This window comes from Alicycliphilus denitrificans (assembly GCF_044792555.1).
GTDB classification, from domain to species: Bacteria; Pseudomonadota; Gammaproteobacteria; order Burkholderiales; family Burkholderiaceae_C; genus Alicycliphilus; species Alicycliphilus denitrificans_A.
In genome coordinates this window covers 1,862,869-1,888,001 of record NZ_CP126238.1, presented here as the reverse complement: position 1 = coordinate 1,888,001, position 25,133 = coordinate 1,862,869, and the positions used below count along the sequence as shown (strand labels likewise).

Below are 25,133 nucleotides of genomic sequence, written 5' to 3'. Positions count from 1 at the left end.
AAGGGAGGGTCAGCTCGCGGTCTTTTGCGTCCCGATACCCAGCCAGCAGGCCAGGGCAGGCAGCAGGAAGATGGCGCCCAGCACATTCACCAGGAACAGGAAGGCCAGCAGAATGCCCATATCCGCCTGGAACTTCAGCGCCGAGAAGGCCCAGGTGCCCACGCCTATGGACATGGTGATGGCCGTGAACACCGCTGCCGTTCCGCGCTGGTGCATGGCTTCATAGAACGCCTCGCGCAGCGAGGAGCCACGGTCATCGATTTCATGCTGGATGCGCTCGAACAGGTAAATGCCGTAGTCCACGCCCACGCCCACGCCCAGGGCGATCACCGGCAGGGTGGCCACCTTCAGGCCAATGCCCAGCAGCGCCATCAGCGCGTTGCACAAGATGGACACCAGGGTCAGCGGCACGATGATGCACAGCACCGCGCGCCAACTGCGGAACGTGAGCCAGCACAGCAGAGAGATGGCGCCAAAGATCGCGCCCAGCATCTCGATCTCGGCCTTTTCCACCGCCTCGTTGGTGGCCGCGGCCACGCCCGCGTTGCCCCCGGCCAGGCGGAAGGTGACGTTGGGCGTGTTGTCGGCGCTAATGAACTGGCGCACCTCATTGACCACATGCGCCAGCGTGGCGCCTTCGTGGTCTTTAAGGAACAGCTGCAGGTGGATGGTTTTGCAGCCCTCGGAGTTCAGGCCCAGGTCGGGCGAGGCACTCTTGGCCCCGGTACGCAGCGCCGCTTCGGTACGCTGCAGCGCGGCCCAGCGCGGATTGCCCTCGTTGTTGCCCGCCGTTGCCAGCTTGGCCAGGCCCGCCACCGTGACCACCGAGCGCACGCCATCGACGCCACGCATCGCCACGTCAAAGCGCTCGACGGCATTCATCACGTTCCAGTTCAGGCAGGCCTCATCGAGCCCCTGGGTCTCCAGGTAGACCGACAGCACGTCCATGCCGATGGCGTACTGGCTGATGATGGCCTCGTTGTCGCGGTTGTAGTGCGAGTCGACGCGCAGCTCGGGCGCGCCCGAGCCGATGTCCCCGGTGAGCAGGTGACGCGAGAGCATGGTGCCACCAGCGAGCAGGACCAGGGAAATGGCAAACGTCACCAGGGCCGGCTTGGGCTCGGCCAGGGCCGACACGGCCCACCAGCGCGCGCGCGACCTGGCATCCATGCCATCCGGGGCTTTTTCATCGGCCGGCACCTTGTAGCGCAGGTAGGACAAGGCGACCGGCAGGATCACCTTGTTGGTGAAAATCATCAGCGACACGCCCATGCAGGCCGTCACACCCAGCTCGTGCACTATGGGAATGTCGATCAGCATGATCACCATGAAGCCCAGCGCGTTCATCAAGAGCGCCAGCGTGCCCGGGATGGCCAGGCGCCGAAACGCCAGCTCGGCGGCCTGCGGCGCGGTGTTGCCGGTGCGCATCTCGTACTTCCAGGCGTTGGTCATCTGCACCGCGTGCGACACGCCTATCGAGAAAATGAGGAAGGGCACGAGGATGGACATCGGGTCGATGCCATAGCCGATCAAGGGCAGCAGCCCCAGCAGCCAGACTACGGGCAACAGCGCCACCAGCAGCGCCAGCACCGTCAGGCTCAGCGAGCGCGAGTACAGCAGCAGCAGCAGCGCCGTGATGGCGAAGGCCACGACAAAGAACAGAATGACGTTGAACAGCCCATCCATCACGTCGCCCAGCACCTTGGTGAAGCCGACGATGTGGATCTCGATATCCTTGCCCTGGTGCTTGGCGCGGATGGCCTCGAGCTTGTGCGCCACCTCGGCGTAGTCGAGCTTGGCGCCCGTGGCCGGGTTCACCTCCAGCAGGTCGGCGCGCACCATGGCCGCATGCTGGTCCTTGCTCACCAGGCGGCCAATCTGGCCGGACCTGGCCACGTTCGAGCGCACCTGGGCCAGACCTTGCGCATCGGCGGTAAAACGCGACGGTATCAGCACCTCGCCGACAAAGCCGTTTTCCGTCACCTCCACGTAGCGCACATTGGGCGTGAACAGCGAGAACACCTGGCCCCGGTTGACGCCCGGAATGAAGAACACCTCGTCGGTGATCTCGCGCAGCACCTTCAGGAATTCGGCGTTGTAGATGTCGCCCTGCCCTTTCCACTGCACGCTCACCATGATGCGGTTGGCGCCCGAGAACTGCGCGGCATGCTGGAGAAAGGCCTGCATGTAGGAGTGGCGCAGCGGAATCAGCTTGTTGAAGCCAGGGTCGAGGTGCGTGCGCAGGGCCGACGCCCCGAGCAAGGCCGTGACCAGCACCGCCAGCACCGCGATGGCGCGGCGCCACGCAATCAGGGATCGGGCCATGCGCGCAATCAGCCGGTCGAGCCAGCTCACCGGGGTGGGCAGGGTCATGGCTTGGCTCCAGCCACGTCCGATGCACCCGCCTGCGGTGCGGCAGCGTCTTGCGTGGCTGCGGGGCTATAGGGCATGAGCCCGGCATCGGACGCGAGCCAACCCGAACCATCGGGCTGCAGAGCAATGTCCATCAGCGTGGCACGCCCGCTCAGACGGCTCAGGGTGAAATGAGCCCCCCCATCCTGGCTGGTGGCCACCAGGCTGCCCTGGCCCACCAGCAGGATGCTCCCGTCGGGCAGCACGGCGCTGCCAAAAAACGATGCCGGCGCCGCAATCTCGGCACGCTGCCACGGACCATCGCCGCGGTTCACGAAGGCATTGCCGCGCATGCCGTATACCAGCCAGCCGTCATGGGGCAGGGCCAGGGCGTTGTAGAAGGAACCGTTGTAGAACTCGGGCAACTGCTCCCAGCTCTCGCCCTGGTCTTGCGAGCGCAGCACCAGCCCGCGTTCACCGACGATGAGCCAGTCCTTGCCATCGGCCGAGCCGACGATGCGGTTCATGTGCTTGTCCTCCACACCCTCGGGCAGGCTGAAGGGCGCCCAGGTCTGGCCATCGTCCGGCGACAGCAAGGCGCGGCCGAACGAGCCCACAGCCAGCCAGCGCTGGCCCTGCAAGTTGGCCGCGCTCATCAGGGGTTCGCCATTCTTCTCGTCGAACGCCACCTCGGCCCAGGACTGCCCCCCATCGGTAGTGCGCAAGATCCAGCCCTCATGCCCCACAGCCAGACCACGCAAGCCATCGCTGGCAAAAACCACCTGCGTGATCAGCGCCTGGCGATCCTGCGACAGCTTGGCGGGTTGCCAATCCTTGCCCTGGTCCCTGGAGAACAGCAGCTTGCCCAGCTCACCGCCCGCCACCAGCGCCGTCTTGGACTGCACCAGGGTGTTGAAATGGATTTTTTCCACCGCCAGCCGCGTGGCAGCCAGCGCAGGCGTATGCCGGGGTGAAAACGCTTGCAGCGCAGCAACGGCCATCAGGGCCGACATGGTCAGGCCAACGAGTATTCGCACGCTTGTCTCCTTGTTCGCTGCGCCATCGGGCGCTCTCAACGGGTATGGGCCACTGCGCTGCATTCTGACAATTGCGCCCAGGATTTCATCGTCCAAAAGGACGACACCCCGGTTGCCGGTGCAAGCATAAAAAAACGCACCGGGAGCCAGCGCTCGCGAGTGCGTCGAAAAAGGGGGCCGGCAGGTCTGCAGCCACCTGCCCCGGGAAACCGCATTGCCGTCAGAAGGTGTACTTCATGGTCAGGGACAGGTAATCGCGGTCGGCCAGCAAGCGGTTTGTCTTCATGTCGAGCGAGGGGCCGCCAAGGTAGCCAAAGTAGCTCAGGCCCACAGCCAGATTGCCCTTGTAGACGAAGGATGCGCCCACGCTATAGCGCTTATCGCCCTCGCCCCCCACGCCGCCGACCAGGGTGCGTCCCTTGATCTGCTGCTGGTAGCTGATGGGCACATTCAAGTCCCAGCCCTCGAAGATGCCGGGGTAGCCCAGTACCAGGGTGCCCGAAAACGCCCACGCACTCTTGCTCTGGAACGTCAGGTTGTCCGTGGCCGTAAAGCCATAGGCGGGCGGGAAGGCCCCTGAGCCGACGGCCGCACGCTTGTCCACCTTGCCGATCGCCACGCCGGACACTTCGGCCAGCAGCTGCACCTGGTCGGCAATCGGGGTGCGCCCGATGTTGTAGAAGCCGCCCAGGTTCAGCTGCGTGATATTCGCCCGCGTGGCCGTCGCCATGGTCGTGCCCTTGGCAGGGTCGATGAGGGCATTGACCAGCACCGGCGCACCTTCGCGGTAGGTCAGTTCGCCATAGGCCGACACCGGGCCAAAGGTGGTGCTGACGGTGCCGCCCAGCAGCTTGATGTTGTCGAAATACCGAACCTGGTACGAGCCGTTGCCGATCTGCTTGAGACCACCCATCGCCGGCTGCAGCGCCGCAGGAATGGGCGCGCCGGGCGTGAACGCATTGATCTCGGTCAGCGGCGTGCGGTCGTTGTAGTTCATGTAGTACACGCCGACTTCCGTTTCGTTGGTGACGCGGTAGCGCGTACCAATGCCCCACTGGCCGGTCTTGCCAGGCTCGATGTCGGCGCGGCGCGCACCAAAAGAGCAGCCGCTGAAGCCCGCATAGCTCATGGCCGGAATGGACGGTATGCTGGCGTACGGCCCCAGGCAACTGCCGCCAGGACCCACGGCGTCGGAGCTGTTCAGATACGAGCCCGGTGCAGGCGCAATCGTCGGGTGAAAGCCGAACTGCGCATAGCCCAGCAGCGACCAACGAGGATTCATCTCGATGGACATGGAGATCTGATCCTCCGGCAAGACGGAGTCTTTCACCTCGGTACCCGGCACGCCCACCTTTGTGCCATCGAAGGGGCCTTGCGCCTGCGCCATGTTGGGGAGAAACACCGACTCGCCCCAGTTCACCACATGGCGTCCCAGGCGCACCGTGGCGCGGGCGTCACCCAGGCTGAACGAGGTGTAGCCGTAGGCATCCAGGAAGCGGCTGTAGCCACCGTGATAGCGCTTAGCCTCTTCGGTGAAATGATTGAACGGTGGCGGCTTGTTGACCGTTTTGGAGTTCGGGTCGTTATCGTTGCTGCGATGGTAGACATCATCGTAGAACGTGCTGCCCGACAGCACGAAGCCGCTCTCGCCCTTGTACACCTTGCTCTCGAACAGCGCCGAGAGGCGGTTGGCCGTGAGCGAACCCTTCTTGAAGTTGTTGTCGCCGTCGTTGCTGCCTGCGGCGCCGGCCAGGATGGGGTCGGCATTTTTCATGCGCTGCGAAGCCGTGTAGGTACCGGTCAGTTTCCAGTCCAACTTGACATCGTTGCCCAGATCCACGGTTTCGCCGGCATGGGCGGCACCGGCCAGAACCACCGCCAGCGCGGCAGCCGCGACCGGCTTGAGTTGGGTGCAATAGCTCACAGTGTTGTCTCCTCACAAAATTGATGGAATCGTGGGCGCATTGCGCCGTCTGGGCTGCATTGTTCTTGCGCCACCTCAAGACTTCATCGTCTGTTGAGACTAGAGGCTTTCCCGCAGTCGTCCCGGCACGGCCATCGTCCGTTTGCAGGTAGCGCGCTGGCGCCCTCTCCTGTGTGATGCTGCTCTTCACCCATGCTCGAAACCAAAGGAGTCCCCATGCCCACCACCTTGCTCACCGGATCGGCATCCGGCATCGGCGCAGCCACGCAGGCCGCGCTACAGGCCGCAGGCCACCGCGTCATCGGCGTAGACCTGCGCAACGCCGACATCTGCGGCGATCTTTCCAGCTCCGCGGGTCGCCAGGCCGTGCTGCAGCAGGTACTGGCGCAGACCGGCGGCGTGCTCGACGGCCTGGTGCTGTGCGCGGGCCTGGGCCCACAGGTGCAACCCGCGTCCAAAGCCGTGTCTGTGAACTACTTTGGTGTGGTCGATCTGCTCGACGGCCTGCTGCCCGCACTGGAAAAAGGCCGGCAGCCTGCGGCCGTGGTGGTGTCCTCCGTCGCATCGGCGCAACTGCCCTGGGAGCGCAATCCGCTGGCTGCCGCACTACAGGCGGGCGACGAGGTCCAGGCCGGCCAGATCGTGGACGGCGCGGGCGACAAGGGCGGGCAACTGGCCTACGCGGGCTCGAAGAACGCCGTCACCGTGGCAGTGCGCCAGCGCGTGCGCACCTGGGGTCAGGCCGGTGTGCGCCTGAACACCGTGGCCCCCGGCGCGGTGGAAACACCGCTGCTGCAGGCCGGGCTGCAGGATACGCGCTACGCCCAGGCCATCAAGGACTTCGTCGCTCCGCTGGGCCGCCGCGCCGACCCCGCGGAAATCGCCGCCACCGTAGTCTTTCTGATGGGCCCGCAGGCCAGCTTCGTGCATGGCACGCAGCTCTTCGTCGATGGCGGCATGGACGCCATGGTGCGCCCCACGCAGTTCTGAGCGCGGCCAGCGCCGAAACCATGCACGCGGTGGTGCACCGCTGCATCGCCGCACTCAACGCGGGCGACCTGGACACCATCGCGGCGATGTAAGCCGAGGACGCCACGGCGGAAGACCCGGTGGGCCCCCCCCGCCCCACCAGGGCCACGCGGCGATCCGCGCGCTCTACGCCCGATCCCTGGCCAGGAAACTGGACGTGGTGCTGGAAGGCCCGGTGCGCGCCGTGGCCAACGAGGAAGCCATTGCCTTTTGCGTGCGCCTGCACTGGCAGGGGCGGGACATGGCGATCCAGCCCATCGATGTCTTTCGCTTCAACGAGGCGGGGAAGATTGTGGCTATGCGGGCGATTTTTGGGCAGGAGAACATGACTGCCGCTTGAGTCGGCAGCTGTTCTCCCCCTCTCACGCCCTGCAACTACTTCACCTGTCCCTGCAGCGCCTGCAGCTTGAGCTGCAAGCGCACCATGTGCTCGGCGTAGACCAGCGCCTCCTGCGTGGGTAGAGGCCGGGCCACGCGCTGGGCGTAGACCTGCAGGGCACCCCGCACCACGGGCAGGCTCTCGCCATCAGCCAGCCAGGCCCAGTCGGCCAGCTGCGCAGCCAGGGGCGGATTACCCGGCGCAATGGCCAGGGCGCGTGCGATCAGCTTGTCGGCACCGCCGGCCAGCGCGGCCAGTTCGGCGGCTTCGCTGGCGAGAGGGGCCGGGCGCCAGTGCGAGGGGATGTCGTTCCACCAGCCGGTGTACTGGCTGGCCACCATGCGGCCTATGTCGCGCGCCGATACGTAGAGCTCGCGCGCGTCGGGGCGCGCCGCCAGGTCGTCGGGCAGGGCCACGCGCTCAAACACCTGATCCTTGCGCAAGCCGCGATTCAGGCCGTCGATCACCTGCTGGGCGATGCTGCCCAGCATGCGTGCCTGTGCGGTCAGGCGATCCTGGATTTCTGCGGGGTTGGTGATCGCCGCACCATGCGCGGGCAGCAGCATCTGCGGCTGCTGCGCCGCCATGTCCTGCAGCGCCTTCGCCCATTCCTCGGGGTAGCGCTGGCGGCGCTTACCGTTGCCCGCATTGGGCAGGAAGCTCTGGAAATAATCGGCCGAGGCGACCACCTTGCGCCCGGGCACCGCCACCCAGATCTGGTCTTCCGTCTCGCCGCGCGCGTGCGTGAGCACGAAGTCCTCGCCACCTATGCGCAACGTGGCCTGGCGGTGGAAGGTCTCGCTGGGGCGCACGGCCTGGCGCCAGTCGCGCGGCACGTCGGCCAGTTTTTGCTGGTTGTTGCGCGCGTTCAGGCCCCAGCTGCGCATGTCCAGCTCCATCTGTTCAATGAAGCGCTCCTCGGCCACGATGCGCGGCGCCTGCGGCTTTTGCGCCAGCAGCGCCCAGGCGCCAAAGGCGTGGTCCGCATGGAAATGCGTGAGGATGATGGTGTGCACAGGCTTGGGGCTGAGTGTCGGCAGCACCTCGGCCAGCACCGGCCCGGCAGGGGCGTAGCCGCTGTCGATCAGCACCAGGCCTTCGTCGGTTTCGAAGACGATGACGTTGACGATGGGAAAGCGCAGCAGCCAGGTGCGCGGGGCCACGGCCTCGATCTTCAGCTTGGCGCGCGCATCGGCAATGGCCGTGGCGTCATCGCGGCTGTACATGCTGTTGGCGATGGCGTAAGACATTTCCGAGCCGAAACCGCCGCCCAGCATGATGGACTGAAGCAGCTGCGGGTTGGCCTTGAACACCGCCGCGCGCGCGGCTTGCACCAGGGGGCTGACGCTGCCGGAGCCGCCGCGGTCGTCCGCGGCAACATCATCGTGCGCCAGCGCGCTGCAGGCTGTGCCAAAAAAAAGGACGCCTGCGGCCAGGCCGCGGCGCCAGCTAGATAAGCTTGTCATTTTGCTACCTTATTTATAGCATCGCCCCCTTTAGTGGAGGCGCCAGAAGCTGCCGCAGCCTTGCCTGCGGCAGCCGCAACCTGCGTCAGTTGCCCGCGTTGCGTGCGGCTTCAGGGGTGAACATGGACGGCGTCATGTCACCCTTGTTCAGCACGGGGCCCTGGGGGCGTTCTTGGAACAGGTTGTAGGCCAGGTAACCGCCCGAGTTCAGGTCGTGGTAGAAGCTCGTACCCGCGTGCCAGGTGTTCGCATCAAAGGCGTAATAGTGGTTGATCAAACCATGCTGCCACAGCTGGCCACGTGCGTCGTAGTAGTCGCCCACCAGCGCCTGGCCCGTGTCTTCGTCCAGGAACAGCACGCGCTTGGCGAACACATGGCGATAGCCTTCCTTGAGCGTGGCTTCAAGCACCCAGACACGGCGCAGTTCATAGCGCATGTAATCGGGGTTGGCATGGCCGGGCTTGAGCAGATCGGCGTACTTCACGGTGTTGGCGTGAATTTTGTACGCGTTCGCCGGCACATAGACTTCCCTCTTGCCCACGGCCTTCCAGTTGTAGCGGATGGGCGATCCGTTGAAGAGACGATCCTGGTCGATGGTCATCTTGCCGCCCGTGCCTGGCATGGGCTGGTCGAAGCCGTATTCGGGCACCTGGCGCACGCGGCGCGTGCCGGGGTCGTACGTCCACTGCAGGCGCTTGTCCTTGTTGAAGTCCACCGGCTCGGCATTCACGCCCACAGTGCCCTTCTCGCGCTCGGGCAGGATAGTCGCATTCATGCCCTGGGCCATTAGCCCGACCAGGGGCTTGCCAGCCTCCTCCGACGTGTTGAGCAGGCTCATGCTGCGGTTATGCGCACGCCCCCAGGCAATGGTGCCGTCCGACAGCACGTTGGCGTTGTCGCGGATGGTGTTTTCGTTAAAGGTGCGGAACGGCAGCAGGTTGTTGAACGCCAACTCCAGACCGGTCTTAGGGATGGGGAAGGGCAGCGCTCCCTTGACGCCATGCTCCACGCTCAGGCCATCGGCGCTCATCACGGAGTTTTGGGCATTCTTCTTGGCCGACGCGCAGACGGAATCAGGGAAGCGGAAATCACGGTGCCCCTGGTACACCGGCATGCGGTAGGTCTTGGGATACTTGGCAAACATTGCCTTCTGGCCTTCGGTCAGGCGCTCGGCGTACTGCGAGAGGTTCTCGGCCGTGATGGTGAACAGCGGCTTTTCGTCCTTGTAGGGATCTACCGGGTGCTGGCCCAGATGGGGCTTGTAGTCGATGCCAGTGGACGTGCCCAGCCATTTGCCGGTGAACTCGGGCACACCGCTGGCGGTACCAGCCTTTTCGCCACCGGTGCAGGTCAGGGTCTTGCCCAGTTTTTCCACCTCATCAGGCGAGGCCTTGGCAAAGGCCGCACCACCTGCCACCAGGCCCAGGGCGAGCACGGCCAGCACGCTGGGCTTCAAGGTCATCTTCATCTCCATCTCCTTGTCGTCAAATTCCTGAGAACGCCAGCACCCCGGCTGCCGTCCATCCATGGCCCCTGCGGGGTTGAGCACATGCACCCCCAGGGCCACTGGCATGCATGGTGGGAGCGATTGTGAAATCGACCCGTTCCTTGTTCATCGTCAAACAGGACTAGGCGGTTTCCCTAGCCGCATTACCGCCCCTCGAACCGGGGTTTGCGCTTCTCGATGAAGGCCTGCATGCCCTCCTTCTGGTCACGCGTGGCAAACAGCAGCTGGTTCGCCTTGCGCTCGAGCATCAGCGCGGCATCGAGCGATGCGTCCATGCCCGCCAGCACCACCTCCTTGATCTGCAGGACGGCCAGCGGCGGCATGGCGGCGATCAGTGTGGCAAGGTTCATGGCCTCGGTAAGCACCTGGTCATCGGGCAGCACCTGGCTGACCAGGCCCATGATCTGAGCCTCCTGCGCCGTCACCGGGCGTCCCGACAGCAGCATGCGCATGGCGTTGAACTTGCCCACCGCGCGCACCAGGCGCTGCGTTCCGCCTATGCCGGGCATGATGCCGATGCGGATCTCGGGCTGTGCAAAGCTCGCACCCTCGCCCGCCAGGATGATGTCGCAGTGCATCGCCAGCTCGGCGCCGCCGCCAAAGGCGTAGCCGCATACCGCGGCAATGATGGGCTTGGGGCAGCGCTCTATGGGTGCCCATACGCGCTCGGTGTGGCGCTGCATGATCTCTATGGGGCCGCAGCCGTCCATGCTCTTGATGTCGCCCCCGGCGGCAAACACCTTCTCGCCCCCGGTCAACACGATGCAGCGCACACGGGGCTCTTCTGCCAATGCCGTGAATGCCCGTGACAAGGCCGCCTGCAAGGGCAGGCTCAGGGCGTTGGTGGCGTCCGGGCGGTGCAGCCTGACCCAGGCGACACCGCCCTCCAGGCATTGCACGCGCAGCTCGGGCGTGCACAGGTCAGGCATCAGGCACTCTTCGGGCGAAAAAGTCATGGGGTTTTCCTGCGGGCTTTCAGTCGGACAAGCGTTGGCGCGATGGTCGGTGGCGCAAGTTGCTGCGGCATCGTCCTTTTGGACGTATCTGGTCTGCGGGCGGATTTTTATATTCGTCTCCCATGAACCCGCAACAGGACTTCCAACAACAGGTGGTGCTCGTCACCGGCGGCACCAAGGGCATTGGCCGCGCCATTGCCGAGGGCTTTCTGGCCGCAGGCGCCACGGTGGTGGTGTGCGCGCGTCAACAGCCCGAGACCCTGCCCAGCCACGCCGGGCACAGCGCTGAATTCGAGGCCTGCGACGTGCGCGAGGCCACGGCCGTGCAGGCACTGGCGCAGGCCATAGCCCAGCGCCATGGGCGGCTGGACGTGCTCATCCACAACGCGGGCGGCAGCCCGGCGGTCAATGCAGCAACCGTCTCGCCGCGCTTTCACGAGGGCGTGATCCGCCTGAACCTGCTGGCCGCACTGCATATGGCGCAGGCGGCGAATGCGGTGATGCAGCAGCAGGCCACGGGCGGCGTCATCGTCTTCATCGGCAGCATCAGCGCGCTGCGCCCCTCGCCGGGCACGGCGGCCTATGGCGCGGCCAAGGCGGCCGTTCTCAGCCTCGCCTCGTCACTGGCGGTGGAGTGGGCACCTAAGGTGCGCGTGGTGGCCGTAAGCCCCGGCCTGGTGCGCACCGAGCAATCGGCGCTGCACTACGGCGACGAGCAGGGCATTGCCAACGTGGGCGCCACCATCCCCGCGGGGCGCATGGCCGAGCCTCGGGACATTGCCAACGCCTGCCTGTTCGTCGCTTCGCCCCAGGCCGCCTACATGAGCGGCAGCAACCTGCTGCTGCATGGCGGCGGCGAAAAGCCCGCCTTCCTGGGCGCGGCACACAACACCACCGCCAAGGGTCAAGCCTGACCTGCGGAGACACCCAACATGACAAAGGAGCAAGCTGTGGCCGAAGCCGAATGGATGCAAGAAGTGCGCGCCCTGGTGGGCAAGGAGTATGGGCGCGTGTATGCCTGGGACGCGGTCAACGCGCCCATGATCCGCCAATGGTGCGAACTGATGGGCACCGAGGTGCCGACCGACGAGGCCGGCCAGGTGCTGGCCCCGCCCGCCATGCTGCAGGTCTGGTGCATGGAAGGCCCGGTGGCCAACAACTACCCGCCCGGCTCCACCACCGAGAACCCCTACGAGGCCTTGAAACTCATCGAGGCGCAGGGTTTCCCCTCGGTTGTCGCGGTGAACTCCGAACTCAGCTTCGAGCGCTACCTGCGCGAGGGCGAGAAGCTGTACTACACCACGCGCCTGGACAGCGTGGGCGAGGAAAAGACCACCGGCCTGGGCACGGGCTACTTCGTCACGCTCATCATGAGCTACTTCTCGCAGCAACCCGGCGGCGAAGACGAGAAGGTAGGCGAGCTGCTGTTTCGCGTCTTCAAGTTCCGCCCTGCCAACCCCATCACGCCAGCGACCGACGCGCCCGCCGCACAGCCGAAGGCCATCCCGCGCTCGGCCCCCGGCATCAGCGACGACACGCGCTTCTTCTGGGACGGCGCGCGCGAGGGCAAGCTGCTTATCCAGCGCTGCAAGGGCTGCGGCACGCTGCGCCACCCGCCCGGCCCGGTGTGCCCCAGCTGCCACAGCTTCGAGTGGGACACGGTACAGGCCAGCGGGCTGGGTACGGTGTACTCCTTCGTCGTCATGCACTACCCCGAGGTGCCGCCATTCGACTATCCCAACCCCGTGGGCCTGATCGAGCTCGACGAAGGCACGCGCCTCATCGCGCAAATCGTCGGCATCAAGAGTGGCGAGGTGCAGATCGGCCAGCGCGTGAAGGTGGAGTTCAACGCCTTCAACGACGGTGAGCTGGTGCTGCCCCAGTTCCGCCCCATTGCTGTCTGAGGACACACGCCATGGACTTTCAACTCACCGAAGACCAGCGCGCCTTCTCCGACATGGCGCAGGGCCTGTTTGCCGACTACTGCAGCGACGATCAGCTGCGCGCGCACGACACCTCAGGCGTGCCCTTCATGCAAGACCTGTGGCAGCAATGCGTGGCCGCCGGGCTGCACAGCATCACCGTACCCGAAGAGCACGGTGGCCTGGGCCTGGGAATGACCGAGCTCATGGCCGTGCTGGAGCAGCAGGGCCGCGCCCTGGCCCTGGTGCCGCTGTGGGAGCAGCAACTGGCCGCGGCCACGCTGGCGCGATTTGGCAGCGCCAGCGCGCAGACAGCCCTGCCCGCGCTGCTGGCGGGCGAGGTGGCGGCCGTATCGCTCGCAGGCCTGGCGCAGTCACGCGGCTGCACGCTGCACCTACAGCAGAGCAGCACGGGCGGGCAACTGCAGGGCATGAGCCCCGCCGTGCCCCTGGCCGGCAACGCACGCCATGCCCTGCTGGTGGCAGAGGCCAGCGATGGCCCGCGCCTAGTGTGGCTGGACCTGCAGGCGCCCGGCGTGACCCGCGCCGTGGGCCAGAGCCAGCACCACCAGCAAGTGGCCGACGTGCACTGCGCCAACACACCCCTCAGCGCCGTCACCGTGCTGCCCCCGGCGGCCATCGCCTGGCTGCAGCCGCGCGCGCTGGCCGCGCTGGCCGCGCTGCAAATGGGCGTGACGCAGCAGCAACTGCGCCGCACCGTGGAGTACGTGAGCGAGCGCAAGCAGTTCGACCGCGTGATCGGCAGCTTCCAGCTCGTCGCCGGGCAGATGGCCGACGGCCACATCGCGCTGGAGGCGCTGCGCAGCAGCGTCTGGCAACTGGTCTACCGCCTGGACGCGGGCCTGGGCGCGCTGCCCCAGGCGCACGCCGTGCGCGCGCTGGCCAACGACAGCGGCCACCGCGTGGGCCACATGGCCCAGCACGTGCATGGCGGCATGGGCGTGGATGTGACCTACCCGATCCACCGCTTCCTCTACTGGAGCCGCGCCCTGGCCGTCACGCTGGGCGGCACCGAGCACCACCTGGCCGCCCTGGGCGACTGGCTGGCCGACAACGACAACCTGGGATGGAAATATGACCTCGCCGAAGATGAACTCCACGCAACGCCGTTTTGACCAAGTACAGGTCGGCGACGAGCTACCCGCGCTGGCCGTGCCGATCACGGTGCAGCTGATCGCGGGCGGCGCCATCGCCACGCGCGACTACTTTCCCGGCCACATGGACAAGGACGCCGCCCAGGCCCTGGGCTCGCCCCATGTGTTCATGAACATCCTGACCACCAACGGCCTGGTGCAGCGCTTCGTCGAGAGCTGGGCCGGCGGCCCGGGCTCTGCCCTGCGCGACCTGAAGATCAAGCTGGGCGCGCCCAACTACCCCGGCGACACCATGACCTTCAGTGGCAGCGTTACGGCTAAGCGCGACAGCGACCGCAGCGTGGAAGTCACGCTCAAGGGCAAGAACGGCTTTGGCAACCACGTCACGGGCACGGTGCGCGTGTGCCTGGCCTGACAAAGAGCAGATGCACGAGCGCAGGAGAGACAAGCAATGAGTGAACCCAACATTTCCGGCCGCGCCGCCATCGTGGGCCTGGGCGCGACCGAGTTTTCCAAGAATTCCGGCCGCACCGAGCTGCGCCTGGCCATGGAGGCCACGCTGGCCGCGCTGGCCGATGCGGGCATCGACCCCAGCGAGGTCGAAGGCTTCAGCTCCTACAGCGTGGACAAGGTGCCCGAGTACGAGATCGCGCGCCTGCTGGGGGCGAGGAACGTCAAGTTCTTCTCGCAGATCCCGCACGGCGGCGGCGCCGCCTGCGCGCCGGTGCTGCACGCCGCGATGGCGGTGGCCACGGGCGTGGCCAAGACCGTCGTGGTCTACCGCGCCATGAACGAGCGCAGCTGGTACCGCTTCGGCACGGGCAGCTACGGCTTTGGCGCCACGCCCATCTTCGACAACGTGAACTACGGCTGGTACATGCCGCACGGCTTTCACACGCCCGCCGCCTGGGTGGGCATGTTCGCGCGCCGCTACATGCATCGCTACGGCGCCACCAGCGAGGACTTCGGCCGCGTGGCCGTGGCCGTGCGCGACTTTGCCGCCACCAACCCGGCCGCTTTTTTCTACGGCAAGCCCATCACGCTGGCCGAGCACCAGGCCTCCAAGTGGATCGCCGAGCCGCTGCACCTGCTGGACTGCTGCCAGGAGAGCGACGGCGCCGTGGCCATGGTGATCACCAGCGCCGAGCGCGCGCGCGACATGAAGAACAAGCCCGTGGTCATCAAGGCCGCCTCGCAAGGCATTACCGAGGGCCAGCAGAGCATGACCTCGTTCTACCGCGAGGACATCACCGGCCTGCCCGAGATGGGCGTGGTCGCCAAGACGCTGTACGCGCAATCGGGCCTGAGGCCAGCGGACTTCCAGACCGCCGTGATCTACGACCACTTCACGCCCTTCGTGCTGGCGCAGCTGGAAGAGTTCGGCTTCTGCCCGCGCGGCGAGGCCAAGGAATTCGTGCGCGCAGGCCACCATGCGCGCGGCGGCAAGCTGCCCATCAACACCCATGGCGGACAGCTGGGCGAGGCCTACATCCACGGCTTCAACGGCGTGGCCGAGGCCGTGCGCCAGGTGCGCGGCACGGCCGTGAACCAGGTGGCTGACGTGCGCAACGTGCTGGTCACCGCCGGCACCGGCGTGCCCACCAGCGGTTTGATCTTGGGCGCGGCTTAAAGCACGGCCAGCGCAGCCGGTTCCCACCACCACCGGCTGCGCCCTCTGTTTTTAAGTCAAACACATCCAAAACCATTATCCGCAAAGCGTAAGCAGCTCTTATAAACGTAGCAATTCAGCCTACCCCTGACTGCCCCTATTGCACAAGAAAGCGGCCACTGCCCATGTTTGTCGACCTGACCCCCGAACAGCACCGCCTGCGCCTGCGGGTGCGTGACTACTTCAACGCCCTGATGACACCCGAGCTGCGCGTACGCCTGCGCGGCGCCGAGGGCGGTGATGAGTTCCGCCAGATCGTGCGCCAAATGGGCCGCGACGGCTGGCTGGCCGTGGGCTGGCCCAAGCAGTACGGCGGCCAGGGCCTGTCGGCCACCGAGCAGCTGATCTTCTTTGAAGAAGCCAACATCGCGGGCGCGCCGCTGCCGTTCGTCACCATCAGCACCGTCGGCCCGGCGCTGATGGAGCATGGCTCTGCGCAGCAAAAGGCCGATTTCCTGCCCGGCATTGCCGCAGGTGAGACGATTTTTGCCATCGGCTACTCCGAGCCGCAAGCGGGTTCGGACCTGGCCACACTCAAGACCCAGGCGCGCCTGGAAGGCGACCTGGCGACGGGCCACTTCGTCGTCAATGGCAACAAGCTGTGGACCTCGGGCATCGAGTCTGCCGACCATGTGTGGCTGGCCGTACGCACCAGCGCCGACCTGCCGCGCCACAAGGGCATCTCCATCCTGATTGCCGACACCAGCGCGGCCGGCTTCTCACACACGCTGATCGAGACCGTGGGCAACTTCACCGCCGCCACCTACTTCGACAACGTGCGGGTGCCCGCGCACCGACTGGTGGGCCAGTTGCACGGCGGCTGGAAGCTCATCACCTCGCAGCTCAACCACGAGCGTCTGGGACTGGGCTCCTGGTCGGACAAGGTGTTCGGCCCCTACCGCAAGGTGCTGCTGTGGGCCAAGGCCAAGGACGAGCAGGGCCGGTGCGCTATCGACCAGCCCTGGGTGCGCCGCAGCCTGGCCGAGTGCTATGCGCGCCTGGAGGCCATGCGCATCACCAACTTCCGCATCGCCGCCGACCTGGAGGCTGGCGGCATGGACGTGGCGCTGGCTTCGACCACCAAGGTCTATGGCTCCGAGAGCGTGCTGGAAATTTTGCGCCGCCTGATGGACATCGTGGGCGGCAACGCCCTGGTGCGCCCCGGCAGCTCTGCCGCCTACCTGATGGGCGAGCTGGAGTACGAGATCCGCTCGAACACGATTAACACCTTTGGCGGCGGCACCAACGAAATCCAGCGCGAGCTGATCGCCCAGTTCGGCCTGGGCCTGCCGCGCCCGGTGCGCTGAGGCACGGGCAAACACACCACACCGAGGGACTCCATGAACCACGCCGCCCAACCCGTGCCGCGCGATGTGACGCAGGCCAAGCTGGACCTGCGCAACCAGGCCAGCGCCCGATACCACGCCTCCCTGCCCTACACCATCAGCGACCGCCTGCAGGAGCAGGCCGAGCAGTTTGCGCAAGCGCCACTGCTGGTCGAGGGCGCAGTGCAGTACAGCTACGACGAAGTCAACCGCCGCGTCAACCAGGTGGCGCATGCCGCCCACGCGCTGGGCGTGCGCGCGGGCGACGTTGTGGCCCTGGCCATGGAAAACCGCGCCGACTTCTTCTTCGCCTGGTGGGGGCTGAACAAGGCGGGGGCGAAAGTGGCGTTTCTCAATACCTACGTCAACGGCAAGCCGCTGGCGCACGCGCTGCAGGTCACCGGTGCCACGCGCGTGGTGGTAGGCGAGGAATGCCTGAAGAACTTCCAGTCCAGCACGCACGAACTGCCCGCAGGCCTTCAGTACTGGCTCTGGCCCGACGCCGAGCGCCCGGCCGACGCGGCCGCGCGCAGCCTGTGCGGCCACGACCTGCAGGCGCTGGCGGGCCAGGCCAACGCCAGCAATCCACCCGCGGCCTGGCGCGCGGGCATCACCGCCGGGGACACGGCGCTGTACATCTTCACCTCGGGCACCACGGGCCTGCCCAAGGCGGCACACATCAGCCACGGCCGCTGGCTGATGGCGGGCGATGTGATGCGCATCAGCCTGGAGATCACACCCGAGGACTGCTTTTACTGCTTCCTGCCGCTGTACCACGGCGCGGCCTGCATGTCGGCGGGCTCCACGGCACTGGCCGGTGGCGCGCGCGTGGTGGTGCGGCGCAAGTTCAGCCGCAGCGAGTTCTGGAACGACGTGCGCCGCCACCAGATCACCGTATGCCAGTACGTGGGCGAGATCTGCCGCTTTTTGCTCAGCGCCCCGCCCACGCCCGAGGACAAGCACCACAGCCTGCGCAAGCTCTCGGGCACAGGCATGGCGCCCGAGGTCTGGAACCAGTGGACCGAGCGCTTTGGCGACGAGTTCCAGATTGTCGAGAGCTGGGGCGCGACCGAATCCAACACCAACACGCTGAACCTGGACAACTGGGTGGGCTCGTGCGGGCGCATCCCGTTCTGGGAGAAAACCAACCTGCGACTGGTGCGCTACGACGTCGAGACCGACAGCCACCCGCGCGACGAAAACGGCTTCTACCAGTTGTGCGACGTGAACGAGCCGGGCGAGGCTATCGGGCTGATCGTGCAGCACCCCGAGGCGATTGGCGGACGCTTCGAGGGCTATACCTCGGCCGAGGCCACCGAGAAGAAAATCCTGCGCAACGTCTTCCAGCAAGGCGACGCCTGGTGGTCCTCGGGCGACCTGCTGCGCTGCGATGCCGACGGCTACTGCTGGTTCGTGGATCGCATTGGCGACACCTTCCGTTGGAAGAGCGAGAACGTCTCCACCACCGAAGTGGCCGACACCCTGGGCGACTACCCCGGCCTTCATGCTCTGACCATCTACGGCGTGAAGGTGCCGGGCAACGACGGCCGCGCCGGCATGGCCGCCGTGGTCATGCTGCCTGATACCCAATTTGACCCGCAGGCCTTCTGGAAGCTGGCGCTCAAGCGCCTGCCGCGTTACGCCGCGCCGCTCTTCGTGCGCCTGCCGCAGGCGGCCGACATGACGGGCAACTACAAGCTGCGCAAGGTGGATCTGCAGCGCGAGGGCTTCGACCCCGCCCAGGTCAGCGACCCCCTGTACGTACGCGACGACGCCGCGCAGACCTATGTCCCCCTCTGCCCCGAGGCACTGGCAAAGGCCCTGCGTGGCTGAGGCAGGCACCATGGCCGGCACGGTGCCCGAGCGCCAAGCGCAGCGCCTGCGCGCCAGCGCAGCGCTCGCTTACCCCTTCACGCCCCCCCTGCCCGGCGACAGCGTGGTCGCGGTGGCGCCCGGCATCCTGTGGGCACGCATTGCCATGCCCATGGCGCTGGACCACATCAACGTCTACCTGCTGCGCGACGGCGCGGGCTGGACGGCGGTCGATACCGGCCTGAACACCCCCGCCAGCCGCGCTGCCTGGGAACACCTGGCCGCCACGCACCTGCAGGGCCTGCCCATCCAGCGCCTGATCTGCACCCACAGCCACTACGACCACGCCGGCCAGGCCGCCTGGATGGTTGAGCGTTTTGGTGCCCAGTTATGCATGAGCTACGGCGAATACTTCATGCTGCGCGGCTTTTACGGCCCGCCACCCGACCCGCTACCGCCGCTGCAGCAGCGCTTTTACCGGCGCGCGGGCATGACGGACACGCAGATTGAGCACATGTTCAGCAGCCTGCGCCGCGACCCCTTCATGCCGCCGGTGCCCGAGAGCTACCAGCGCCTGCGCGATGGCGATGTGCTGCAGATCGGCCCACGCGCCTGGCGGGTGGTGGTGGGCGAGGGCCATTCGCCCGAGCATGTGTGCCTCTACCACAGCCAGGGCGATGAACACATTTTGATAGCTGGAGACCAGCTGCTGCCGCGCATCACCTCCAACGTGCTGCTCACTCACGTCGAGCCCGAGGGTGACCCGCTGCGGCTGTGGCTGGCCTCGCTCGACCGACTGGGCGGTCTGCATCCAGACAGCCTGGTGCTGCCCTCGCACCAAAGCGTATTCCGGGGCCTGCACGCACGCGTGGCCGAGCTGCACACCCACCATCAGCAGCAGTTCGCGCTGCTGCGCACCGCCTTGCAGAAGCATCCTGGTGCCACCGCCTGGCATCTCATGCAGGCGCAGTTTCCCCAACGCCGCCACGCCATGGACGACCTGCTGGCCATGGGCGAGACACTGGCCCACCTGTCCTGTCTGCGCTGCCAGGGGCAGATCCGCCGCGCACTCGATGACGACGGCCTGTATCGTTTTCACCTCGCGGACGCAAGCGCCGCACCCGCCGAGGCCCTTTCGGAGACCCACCATGAGTGACAACGACAACTTCCGCGCCGACGTGGCGGCCTGGCTCGAGGCCCACTGCCCCGCCAGCATGCGTCGCCCCATCACGGCCGATGAAATCGTCTGGGGCGGATCGCGCCTGCAATTCAAGAGCGAAGACCAGCGCCTGTGGTTCGAGCGCTGCCGCGAGCGCGGTTGGTTCGCCCCCGGCTGGCCGCGGGAGTACGGCGGCGGCGGCCTGTCACCCAAGCAGGCGCGGATCGTCGAAGAAGAAATGACCCGCCTGGGCTGCCGCCAGCCGCAGTACAACCTGGGCGTGTGGATGCTCGGCCCGGTGCTGCTGGAGGTGGGTACACCAGCGCAGAAACACGAGCACCTGCTCCCCATGATGCGCGGCGAACGGCGCTGGTGCCAGGGCTTTTCGGAGCCCAACGCGGGCTCGGACCTAGCCAGCCTGAAGACCTCCGCCAGGCGCGTACAGGACGATGAGGGCGAGGCCTACATCGTCAACGGCTCCAAGATCTGGACCTCCTACGGCGACGAGGCCGACTGGATGTACGCCCTGGTGCGCACCGACGCCAACGCGCGCAAGCAGCAGGGCATCAGCTTCGTGCTTATCGACATGCACGCGCCGGGCGTAAGCGTCAAGCCCATCGAGCTGATCAGCGGCAAGTCGAGCTTTTGCGAGGTGTTCTTGGACAACGTGCGCGTGCCCGTGCGCCAGCTCGTGGGCCCGGAAGGCGAAGGCTGGGCCGTGGCCAAGAAGCTGCTGCAGCACGAGCGCGCCGCCATGTCCAAGTTTGCCGAAGGCGGCGCGCCCTCGCACGACGCGCTGGCCACGGCGCGCCCCTACCTGTTCGATGACCAAGGCCAGTGCCATAGCCCCGTGTGGCGCGACCGTCTGGCGGGGGTATTGATGGACGCGCACGCCTTCGCACTCACGCACGAGCGCGTCACCGCTCAGGCCATGGCGCGCCAGGACGTGAGCGGCCCGGCATCCATCATGAAGCTGGTGCAGACCGAGCAGGAAGTGGCCAAATACGAACTGCTGACCCAGTTGATGGGCCTGCGCGGCCTGAGCTGGGAGGGCGAGGATTTCACACAGCTCGAGCACGACGTCTGCCGCCAGTGGCTGCTATCCAAGACCTACACCATCGGCGGGGGCACCAGCGAGGTGCAGCTCAACATCATCGCCAAGCGCGTACTGGGCCTGCCGGGCTGAACGCGAGGAGACAACACCATGGGCTTTTTGCTGAACGAAGAACAAACCATGCTGCGCGACAGCGCGCAGGCGTTTTTATCCGAACAATCCCCCGTCACGCTGCAGCGCCAGTTGCGTGATGACGCCGCACCGCTGGGTTTTGCACCAGCGCTGTGGCAGCAGGTGACGGAGCTGGGCTGGCCCGCCGCCACCCTACCCGAGCACGCCGGCGGCCTGGCCATGGGCTACCCCGGCCTGGGCGCAATCTTTGAGCTCATGGGACGCCACCTGGCCGCCCTGCCACTGCTCTCGCACAGCGTGCTGGCCGCCGAGCTGCTGCTGCAGGTCGATGACGCCGCACAGCAGGCGCAGTGGCTGCCGCTGCTGGCGCGCGGAGGCGAGCGCCTGGCACTGGCACTCGATGAATCGCAGCAGCACCGGTCGGCCGCGCTGCGCACCCGCGCCGAAAAGCATGGTGACGGCTGGCGGATCGACGGCGATAAGTGGTTTGTCATCGATGGCCTGGGCGCACGCTGGCTCATCATTGCCGCACAGGTGGCCGGCGAGGCCGCCCCCGCGCTGTTCGTGGTCGACAGCCAGGCAGAAGGCGTGGCGCTCAAGCCCCTGCACCTGGCCGACAGCCGCAACCACGCCCGCATCACGCTGCAGGCCGTGCAGGTGAATGCAGGCGCGCGCCTGGCGCTGTCCGACCCGGCTGCGGCGCTGGAGCGCGCACTGGACTGCGCCCGCGCCTGCCTGGCGGCCGAGGCCCACGGTATCGCGCGCGAGGTGCTGGAGCGTACCGTCGCCTACCTGAAGGAGCGCGTGCAGTTCGACGTGGCCATCGGCTCATTCCAGGCGCTGCAGCACCGCGTGGCGCGGCTCTACACTGAGGTGGAGCTGCTCGACAGCTGCGTGCGTGCAGCCCTGTCCGCCATCGACGCGTGCAGCCCCGAGTTGCCGCTGCTCGCCAGCCTGGCGAAGGCGCGCGCCAACGACCTGTGCGAGAGACTGCTCAACGAGGCAGTGCAGCTGCACGGCGGCATTGGCGTGACCGACGAATTCGACCTGGGCCTGTTCCTGAAGCGCGCCCGCGTGCTGCAACAGTCGCTGGGCGACACCCCGTTCCACCGCGAGCGCTACGCCCGCCTGAAAGGATTTTGACTGTCATGACCGCACCGAATGCCATTGAACTGGTGCAGCGCGCCGCGCAGGCACGCGCCCAACTGCTCTCCCCCGGTGCCCCGTTTGAGCTGGAAATGGTCACGCACCAGGGCCAGCAGGTACCCGCCTACAAGAATGCGTTGCGCAACCTGCCCGAGCTCATCAACGCCGGGCGCGCCCATGGTGCACGCGAATTCATGGTGTATGGGGATGACCGCTGGAGCTTCGCGCGGTTTTTCACCGCCGTCGATGCCCTGGCCGGAAGGCTGCAGCAGGAACACGGCCTGCAGCCGGGCGAGCGCGTGGCCATTGCCCTGCGCAACCGCCCCGAATGGGCCGTGGCCTTTGCCGCCGTGGCACTGGTGGGCGCGATTCCTGCGCCACTCAACAGCTTTGGCCTGGGCGAGGAGCTGAGCGCCAGCCTGCAGGACATAGAGCCTCACTGGCTGGTGTGCGACCAGGACCGCTTCGACCGCCTGGCGCAGCACGCCTTGCCCGATGGCTGCCAGACCACGGTGGTGGACAGCGGCGGCGGCACGGTCGCCTGGGAGCGGCTCACCGCCGCGGGCGGCCCGGCGCTGGTGCCGCCGCGGCTTGCCGCCACCGACCCGGCCCTGATCCTGTTCACCTCCGGCGCCTCCGCTCAGGCCAAGGGCGTGCTGTCCAACCAGCGCGCGGTGTGCCAGGCGCTGCACAACATCGACTACATCGGCGCCATCGCCGGCATGACCTCGCCCCAGGCGGTGCAAAAGCTCATGGCCGCCGGGCTCACGCCCACCACACTCACCGTGGTGCCGCTGTTTCACGTCAGCGGCCTGCACGCGCAGCTGCTGGCCTCGCTGCGCCACGGCCGCCGCCTGGTGCTGATGCACCGCTGGGACCCCGCCCAGGCCATGGCGCTGATCCAGCGGGAAAAAATCACCCAGTTCAACGGAGCGCCCTCCATGGTGCAGCAGCTCTTGGACCAGCCCGCCTTCCACGACCCGCAGGTCAGCGGCACGCTCATGGGCCTGGGTTTTGGCGGCGCGGGCCTGTCGCAGCGCCTGATCGAAGACACCCTCAAGGCGCGCCCCGACTCCCTCTCGGGGATTGGTTTTGGCCTGACAGAAACCAACGGCGTGGGCGCCGGCGCCTCGGGCACGCTATTCGCCCTGCGCCCGCAATGCGCGGGCATGCTCTCGCCGCTGATGGAGCTGCGCATTGCCGATGTGTTCGGCGACCCCCTGCCCACAGGCCAGGACGGTGAAATCTGGCTGCGCGGCGTGACCGTGATGGAAGGCTACTGGAACCAGCCCCGCGCCACCCAGGCAGCGATGAGCGAGGGCTGGTTTCGCACCGGAGACGTGGGCCTGGTCGATGGCGACGGCTTTCTGCGCATCGTTGACCGCATCAAGGACGTGATCAACCGCAACGGCGAGAAGATCGCCGCCGCCGAGGTCGAATCCTGCCTCATGCAGCACGGCGCCGTGGAGGAGGCGGTGGTGTTTGCCCAGGCCGACGAGCAAACGGGCGAGGCCGTGGTGGCCGTCGTGCATCTGCGCGCGGGTGCGAATGCCAGCCCCGAAGAGTTGCGTCAGCATGTGGCCGGCCGCCTGGCGGCCTACAAGGTGCCCCAGACCATCCACCTGCGCAGCGAATCACTGCCACGCAACCCGGCAGGCAAGCTGCTCAAGAACACGCTCAAAAAAGAATACCAACCCCGTTGATGCCACCCCTTTCTGCTTCCCCCACGCCCTCGCAGCGCAGCTACGCCCTGGTGCTGCTGACGCTGCTGTCGGCACTGGCGTTCATGGATAGGCAGATCCTGGCCGTGCTGCTGCAGCCGGTGAAGGCCGAATTCGGCCTTACCGACCTGCAGGTGGGCCTGATCACCGGCCTGGGCTTTTCGCTCACCTTCGTGCTTCTGGGCATTCCGCTGGGCAAGCACGCCGACCGGGGCCAGCGCCGCACGGTGCTGGTCTGGAGCCGCGGCGTGGGCGCCCTGCTGGGTGCTGCGGGTGCAATGGCGGCGGGCTTCTGGAGCCTGCTCGCCTCGCGCGCGGGCAGTGCGCTGAGCGATGCCGGCGGGGCACCTGCCTCCGTCTCCATGCTCAGCGACCTGTATCCGCCCGAGAAACGCTCGCGCGTCATCAGCGTGCTGGGCACCGGGGCCAGCGTGGGCTCCCTGCTGGCCCTGGTGCTGGGCTCCTGGCTGGCACAGCAGTTCGGCTGGCGCGTGACCATGGCGGTGATCGGCGGCAGCGCGCTGCTGTGCACCCTGGTGCTGCGCTTTTCGGTGGCCGAGCCGGCACGCACCCACCATGCGGCGGCCGGCGCATCCGCTCAGCGGCGCGGTGCGACGCGTGAGCTGTGGCGCAACCCCGTCACGCGCTGGCTCATTCTGGGCTCGGCCTTCACCCTGCTGGCCGGCTATGGCTTTGGCGCATGGAACAACGCGCTGCTGATCCGCCGCCATGGCCTGTCGCTGCAAGACGCAGGCTGGGTCTCCGGCGCCGCCGCACTGGCCTCCATCCTGGGTGCGCTCTGGTCCGGCAACCTGACCGACCGGCTCTGCCACCGCGACCAGCGCTGGCAGCTGGGCGTGCCCCTGCTGGGCGTGGCGCTGGCCCTGCCCAGCGGCCTGCTGTACCTGGCCATGCCGGCAGGGGCCGTCTGGGCTGCCACGGCCTTGCTGGTGGCCTATGCCTTTTTCGTCGTCTGGTGGGCCGCGCCGGTGTATGCCGCGCTGAGTTTTGTCGTGCCCCCGCACCGGCGCGCCACGGCCCACGCCACCATCATGCTGGTGGGCTCGGTGGTGGGCAGCGGCCTGGGGCCCATCGTCACCGGCTGGCTCAGCGACCGGCTCGACACGGGCCTGCCCGGCGACGGCCTGCGCTTTGCGTTGATGGCCATGGTCGGCATGCTGCTGCCCGGCTGGCTGGCCTTCAGCCGCGCCCTGCCCGCCTACCCCCAGGCGCGCAACGCGATGGCCGAGCAGTGCAGCAAGCCCGCGGCGCCACAGACCCATTGATTCGCGCCTTGTGCGCCATTGCGCCATTGCGCCATTGCGGTATGAGCGAAAGCAACTGGAAAATGATTGACCTGGCCCGCCGCAACCCGCGGCGGCCCCCTGAGAAGCGTCCCCAGGCCTGGCGCGAACATTCCCCACTGGG

General features: G+C 67.0%; 20 protein-coding genes. 14 read left to right on the top strand and 6 right to left on the bottom strand.

The features are described 5' to 3' along the window. Window positions 1-9: 9 nt before the first annotated feature. The 3 genes from P7644_RS08975 to P7644_RS08965 all read right to left on the bottom strand — a co-directional run bounded on the left by P7644_RS08975 (window position 10) and on the right by P7644_RS08965 (window position 5,313). Complete coding sequence (locus P7644_RS08975; RefSeq protein ID WP_404302894.1) at window positions 10-2,373, bottom strand: RND family transporter; 2,364 nt, start codon at window positions 2,371-2,373, stop codon at window positions 10-12. Continuing rightward, window positions 2,370-3,389, bottom strand: a complete 1,020-nt coding sequence (locus P7644_RS08970) for a WD40/YVTN/BNR-like repeat-containing protein (RefSeq protein WP_404302893.1) — start codon at window positions 3,387-3,389, stop codon at window positions 2,370-2,372. Before P7644_RS08970 ends, P7644_RS08975 begins: the two co-directional genes overlap by 4 nt. A 220-nt stretch (window positions 3,390-3,609) precedes the next feature. Then, the gene (locus tag P7644_RS08965) at window positions 3,610-5,313 is read right to left on the bottom strand and encodes a DUF1302 domain-containing protein (RefSeq protein WP_404302892.1); all 1,704 of its coding nucleotides are present in this window, start codon (window positions 5,311-5,313) and stop codon (window positions 3,610-3,612) included. 216 nt (window positions 5,314-5,529) lie between these two features. Between P7644_RS08965 and P7644_RS08960 the strand changes: the two genes are divergently transcribed. Both P7644_RS08960 and P7644_RS08955 read left to right on the top strand, forming a co-directional pair. Further along, window positions 5,530-6,303, top strand: a complete 774-nt coding sequence (locus P7644_RS08960; RefSeq protein WP_404302890.1) for an SDR family oxidoreductase — start codon at window positions 5,530-5,532, stop codon at window positions 6,301-6,303. Beyond that, a complete protein-coding gene (locus P7644_RS08955; RefSeq protein ID WP_404302888.1) occupies window positions 6,242-6,682 on the top strand; it encodes a nuclear transport factor 2 family protein in 441 nt (146 codons plus the stop codon). Before P7644_RS08960 ends, P7644_RS08955 begins: the two co-directional genes overlap by 62 nt. A 35-nt stretch (window positions 6,683-6,717) precedes the next feature. On the opposite strand, the gene P7644_RS08950 is transcribed toward P7644_RS08955, so the two are convergent. The 3 genes from P7644_RS08950 to P7644_RS08940 form a co-directional block, all read right to left on the bottom strand. Further along, window positions 6,718-8,187: an MBL fold metallo-hydrolase gene (locus P7644_RS08950; RefSeq protein WP_404302887.1), complete on the bottom strand. Its 1,470-nt coding sequence runs from the start codon at window positions 8,185-8,187 to the stop codon at window positions 6,718-6,720. 85 nt (window positions 8,188-8,272) lie between these two features. Next, complete coding sequence (locus P7644_RS08945; RefSeq protein ID WP_404302885.1) at window positions 8,273-9,655, bottom strand: DUF1329 domain-containing protein; 1,383 nt, start codon at window positions 9,653-9,655, stop codon at window positions 8,273-8,275. Between the two features lie 182 nt (window positions 9,656-9,837). Beyond that, complete coding sequence (locus P7644_RS08940; protein ID WP_404303165.1) at window positions 9,838-10,623, bottom strand: enoyl-CoA hydratase; 786 nt, start codon at window positions 10,621-10,623, stop codon at window positions 9,838-9,840. A gap of 149 nt (window positions 10,624-10,772) precedes the next feature. Between P7644_RS08940 and P7644_RS08935 the strand changes: the two genes are divergently transcribed. From P7644_RS08935 to P7644_RS08880, 12 genes are all read left to right on the top strand, one after another. Beyond that, entirely contained in the window at window positions 10,773-11,564 is a 792-nt protein-coding gene (locus P7644_RS08935; protein WP_404302884.1) for an SDR family oxidoreductase, read from the top strand. 18 nt (window positions 11,565-11,582) lie between these two features. Continuing rightward, window positions 11,583-12,554: a Zn-ribbon domain-containing OB-fold protein gene (locus P7644_RS08930; RefSeq protein ID WP_404302883.1), complete on the top strand. Its 972-nt coding sequence runs from the start codon at window positions 11,583-11,585 to the stop codon at window positions 12,552-12,554. An 11-nt stretch (window positions 12,555-12,565) separates the two neighbouring features. Next, window positions 12,566-13,708, top strand: a complete 1,143-nt coding sequence (locus P7644_RS08925; protein WP_404302882.1) for an acyl-CoA dehydrogenase family protein — start codon at window positions 12,566-12,568, stop codon at window positions 13,706-13,708. Further along, window positions 13,683-14,102, top strand: coding sequence for a MaoC family dehydratase (locus tag P7644_RS08920; protein ID WP_404302881.1), 420 nt, complete (start codon window positions 13,683-13,685; stop codon window positions 14,100-14,102). Before P7644_RS08925 ends, P7644_RS08920 begins: the two co-directional genes overlap by 26 nt. A 36-nt stretch (window positions 14,103-14,138) precedes the next feature. Next, window positions 14,139-15,317 carry a lipid-transfer protein gene (locus P7644_RS08915; RefSeq protein ID WP_404302879.1) on the top strand — a complete coding sequence of 393 codons (1,179 nt, stop codon included), beginning with the start codon at window positions 14,139-14,141 and terminating at the stop codon, window positions 15,315-15,317. 164 nt (window positions 15,318-15,481) lie between these two features. Further along, window positions 15,482-16,663, top strand: a complete 1,182-nt coding sequence (locus P7644_RS08910; protein ID WP_404302878.1) for an acyl-CoA dehydrogenase family protein — start codon at window positions 15,482-15,484, stop codon at window positions 16,661-16,663. A gap of 33 nt (window positions 16,664-16,696) precedes the next feature. Next, entirely contained in the window at window positions 16,697-18,514 is a 1,818-nt protein-coding gene (locus P7644_RS08905; protein WP_404302877.1) for a long-chain-acyl-CoA synthetase, read from the top strand. Continuing rightward, window positions 18,507-19,649 carry an MBL fold metallo-hydrolase gene (locus tag P7644_RS08900; protein ID WP_404302875.1) on the top strand — a complete coding sequence of 381 codons (1,143 nt, stop codon included), beginning with the start codon at window positions 18,507-18,509 and terminating at the stop codon, window positions 19,647-19,649. The genes P7644_RS08905 and P7644_RS08900 overlap by 8 nt, the downstream gene beginning before the upstream one ends. Then, the gene (locus P7644_RS08895; protein WP_404302873.1) at window positions 19,642-20,838 is read left to right on the top strand and encodes an acyl-CoA dehydrogenase family protein; all 1,197 of its coding nucleotides are present in this window, start codon (window positions 19,642-19,644) and stop codon (window positions 20,836-20,838) included. Before P7644_RS08900 ends, P7644_RS08895 begins: the two co-directional genes overlap by 8 nt. A gap of 18 nt (window positions 20,839-20,856) precedes the next feature. Then, window positions 20,857-21,981 (top strand): acyl-CoA dehydrogenase family protein, encoded by a 1,125-nt coding sequence (locus tag P7644_RS08890; RefSeq protein ID WP_404302872.1) that lies wholly within the window; start codon window positions 20,857-20,859, stop codon window positions 21,979-21,981. Window positions 21,982-21,986: 5 nt separating this feature from the next. Continuing rightward, complete coding sequence (locus tag P7644_RS08885; protein WP_404302871.1) at window positions 21,987-23,687, top strand: class I adenylate-forming enzyme family protein; 1,701 nt, start codon at window positions 21,987-21,989, stop codon at window positions 23,685-23,687. Beyond that, on the top strand, window positions 23,687-24,991 hold the full coding sequence (locus P7644_RS08880) for an MFS transporter (protein ID WP_404302869.1): 1,305 nt from the start codon (window positions 23,687-23,689) through the stop codon (window positions 24,989-24,991). The genes P7644_RS08885 and P7644_RS08880 overlap by 1 nt, the downstream gene beginning before the upstream one ends. Window positions 24,992-25,133: the final 142 nt, after the last annotated feature.

Excerpts from the sequence above, each read along its gene's own strand:
- P7644_RS08940 (WP_404303165.1), bottom strand. The coding sequence starts at position 10,623 with ATGCCTGACCTGTGCACGCCCGAGCTGCGCGTGCAATGCCTGGAGGGC.
- P7644_RS08915 (WP_404302879.1), top strand. The coding sequence starts at position 14,139 with ATGAGTGAACCCAACATTTCCGGCCGCGCCGCCATCGTGGGCCTGGGC.
- P7644_RS08885 (WP_404302871.1), top strand. The coding sequence starts at position 21,987 with ATGACCGCACCGAATGCCATTGAACTGGTGCAGCGCGCCGCGCAGGCA.
- P7644_RS08925 (WP_404302882.1), top strand. The coding sequence starts at position 12,566 with ATGGACTTTCAACTCACCGAAGACCAGCGCGCCTTCTCCGACATGGCG.
- P7644_RS08935 (WP_404302884.1), top strand. The coding sequence starts at position 10,773 with ATGAACCCGCAACAGGACTTCCAACAACAGGTGGTGCTCGTCACCGGC.
- P7644_RS08890 (WP_404302872.1), top strand. The coding sequence starts at position 20,857 with ATGGGCTTTTTGCTGAACGAAGAACAAACCATGCTGCGCGACAGCGCG.
- P7644_RS08950 (WP_404302887.1), bottom strand. The coding sequence starts at position 8,187 with ATGACAAGCTTATCTAGCTGGCGCCGCGGCCTGGCCGCAGGCGTCCTT.
- P7644_RS08895 (WP_404302873.1), top strand. The coding sequence starts at position 19,642 with ATGAGTGACAACGACAACTTCCGCGCCGACGTGGCGGCCTGGCTCGAG.
- P7644_RS08975 (WP_404302894.1), bottom strand. The coding sequence starts at position 2,373 with ATGACCCTGCCCACCCCGGTGAGCTGGCTCGACCGGCTGATTGCGCGC.
- P7644_RS08910 (WP_404302878.1), top strand. The coding sequence starts at position 15,482 with ATGTTTGTCGACCTGACCCCCGAACAGCACCGCCTGCGCCTGCGGGTG.
- P7644_RS08920 (WP_404302881.1), top strand. The coding sequence starts at position 13,683 with ATGAACTCCACGCAACGCCGTTTTGACCAAGTACAGGTCGGCGACGAG.
- P7644_RS08905 (WP_404302877.1), top strand. The coding sequence starts at position 16,697 with ATGAACCACGCCGCCCAACCCGTGCCGCGCGATGTGACGCAGGCCAAG.
- P7644_RS08930 (WP_404302883.1), top strand. The coding sequence starts at position 11,583 with ATGACAAAGGAGCAAGCTGTGGCCGAAGCCGAATGGATGCAAGAAGTG.
- P7644_RS08955 (WP_404302888.1), top strand. The coding sequence starts at position 6,242 with ATGGCACGCAGCTCTTCGTCGATGGCGGCATGGACGCCATGGTGCGCC.
- P7644_RS08945 (WP_404302885.1), bottom strand. The coding sequence starts at position 9,655 with ATGAAGATGACCTTGAAGCCCAGCGTGCTGGCCGTGCTCGCCCTGGGC.
- P7644_RS08880 (WP_404302869.1), top strand. The coding sequence starts at position 23,687 with ATGCCACCCCTTTCTGCTTCCCCCACGCCCTCGCAGCGCAGCTACGCC.
- P7644_RS08960 (WP_404302890.1), top strand. The coding sequence starts at position 5,530 with ATGCCCACCACCTTGCTCACCGGATCGGCATCCGGCATCGGCGCAGCC.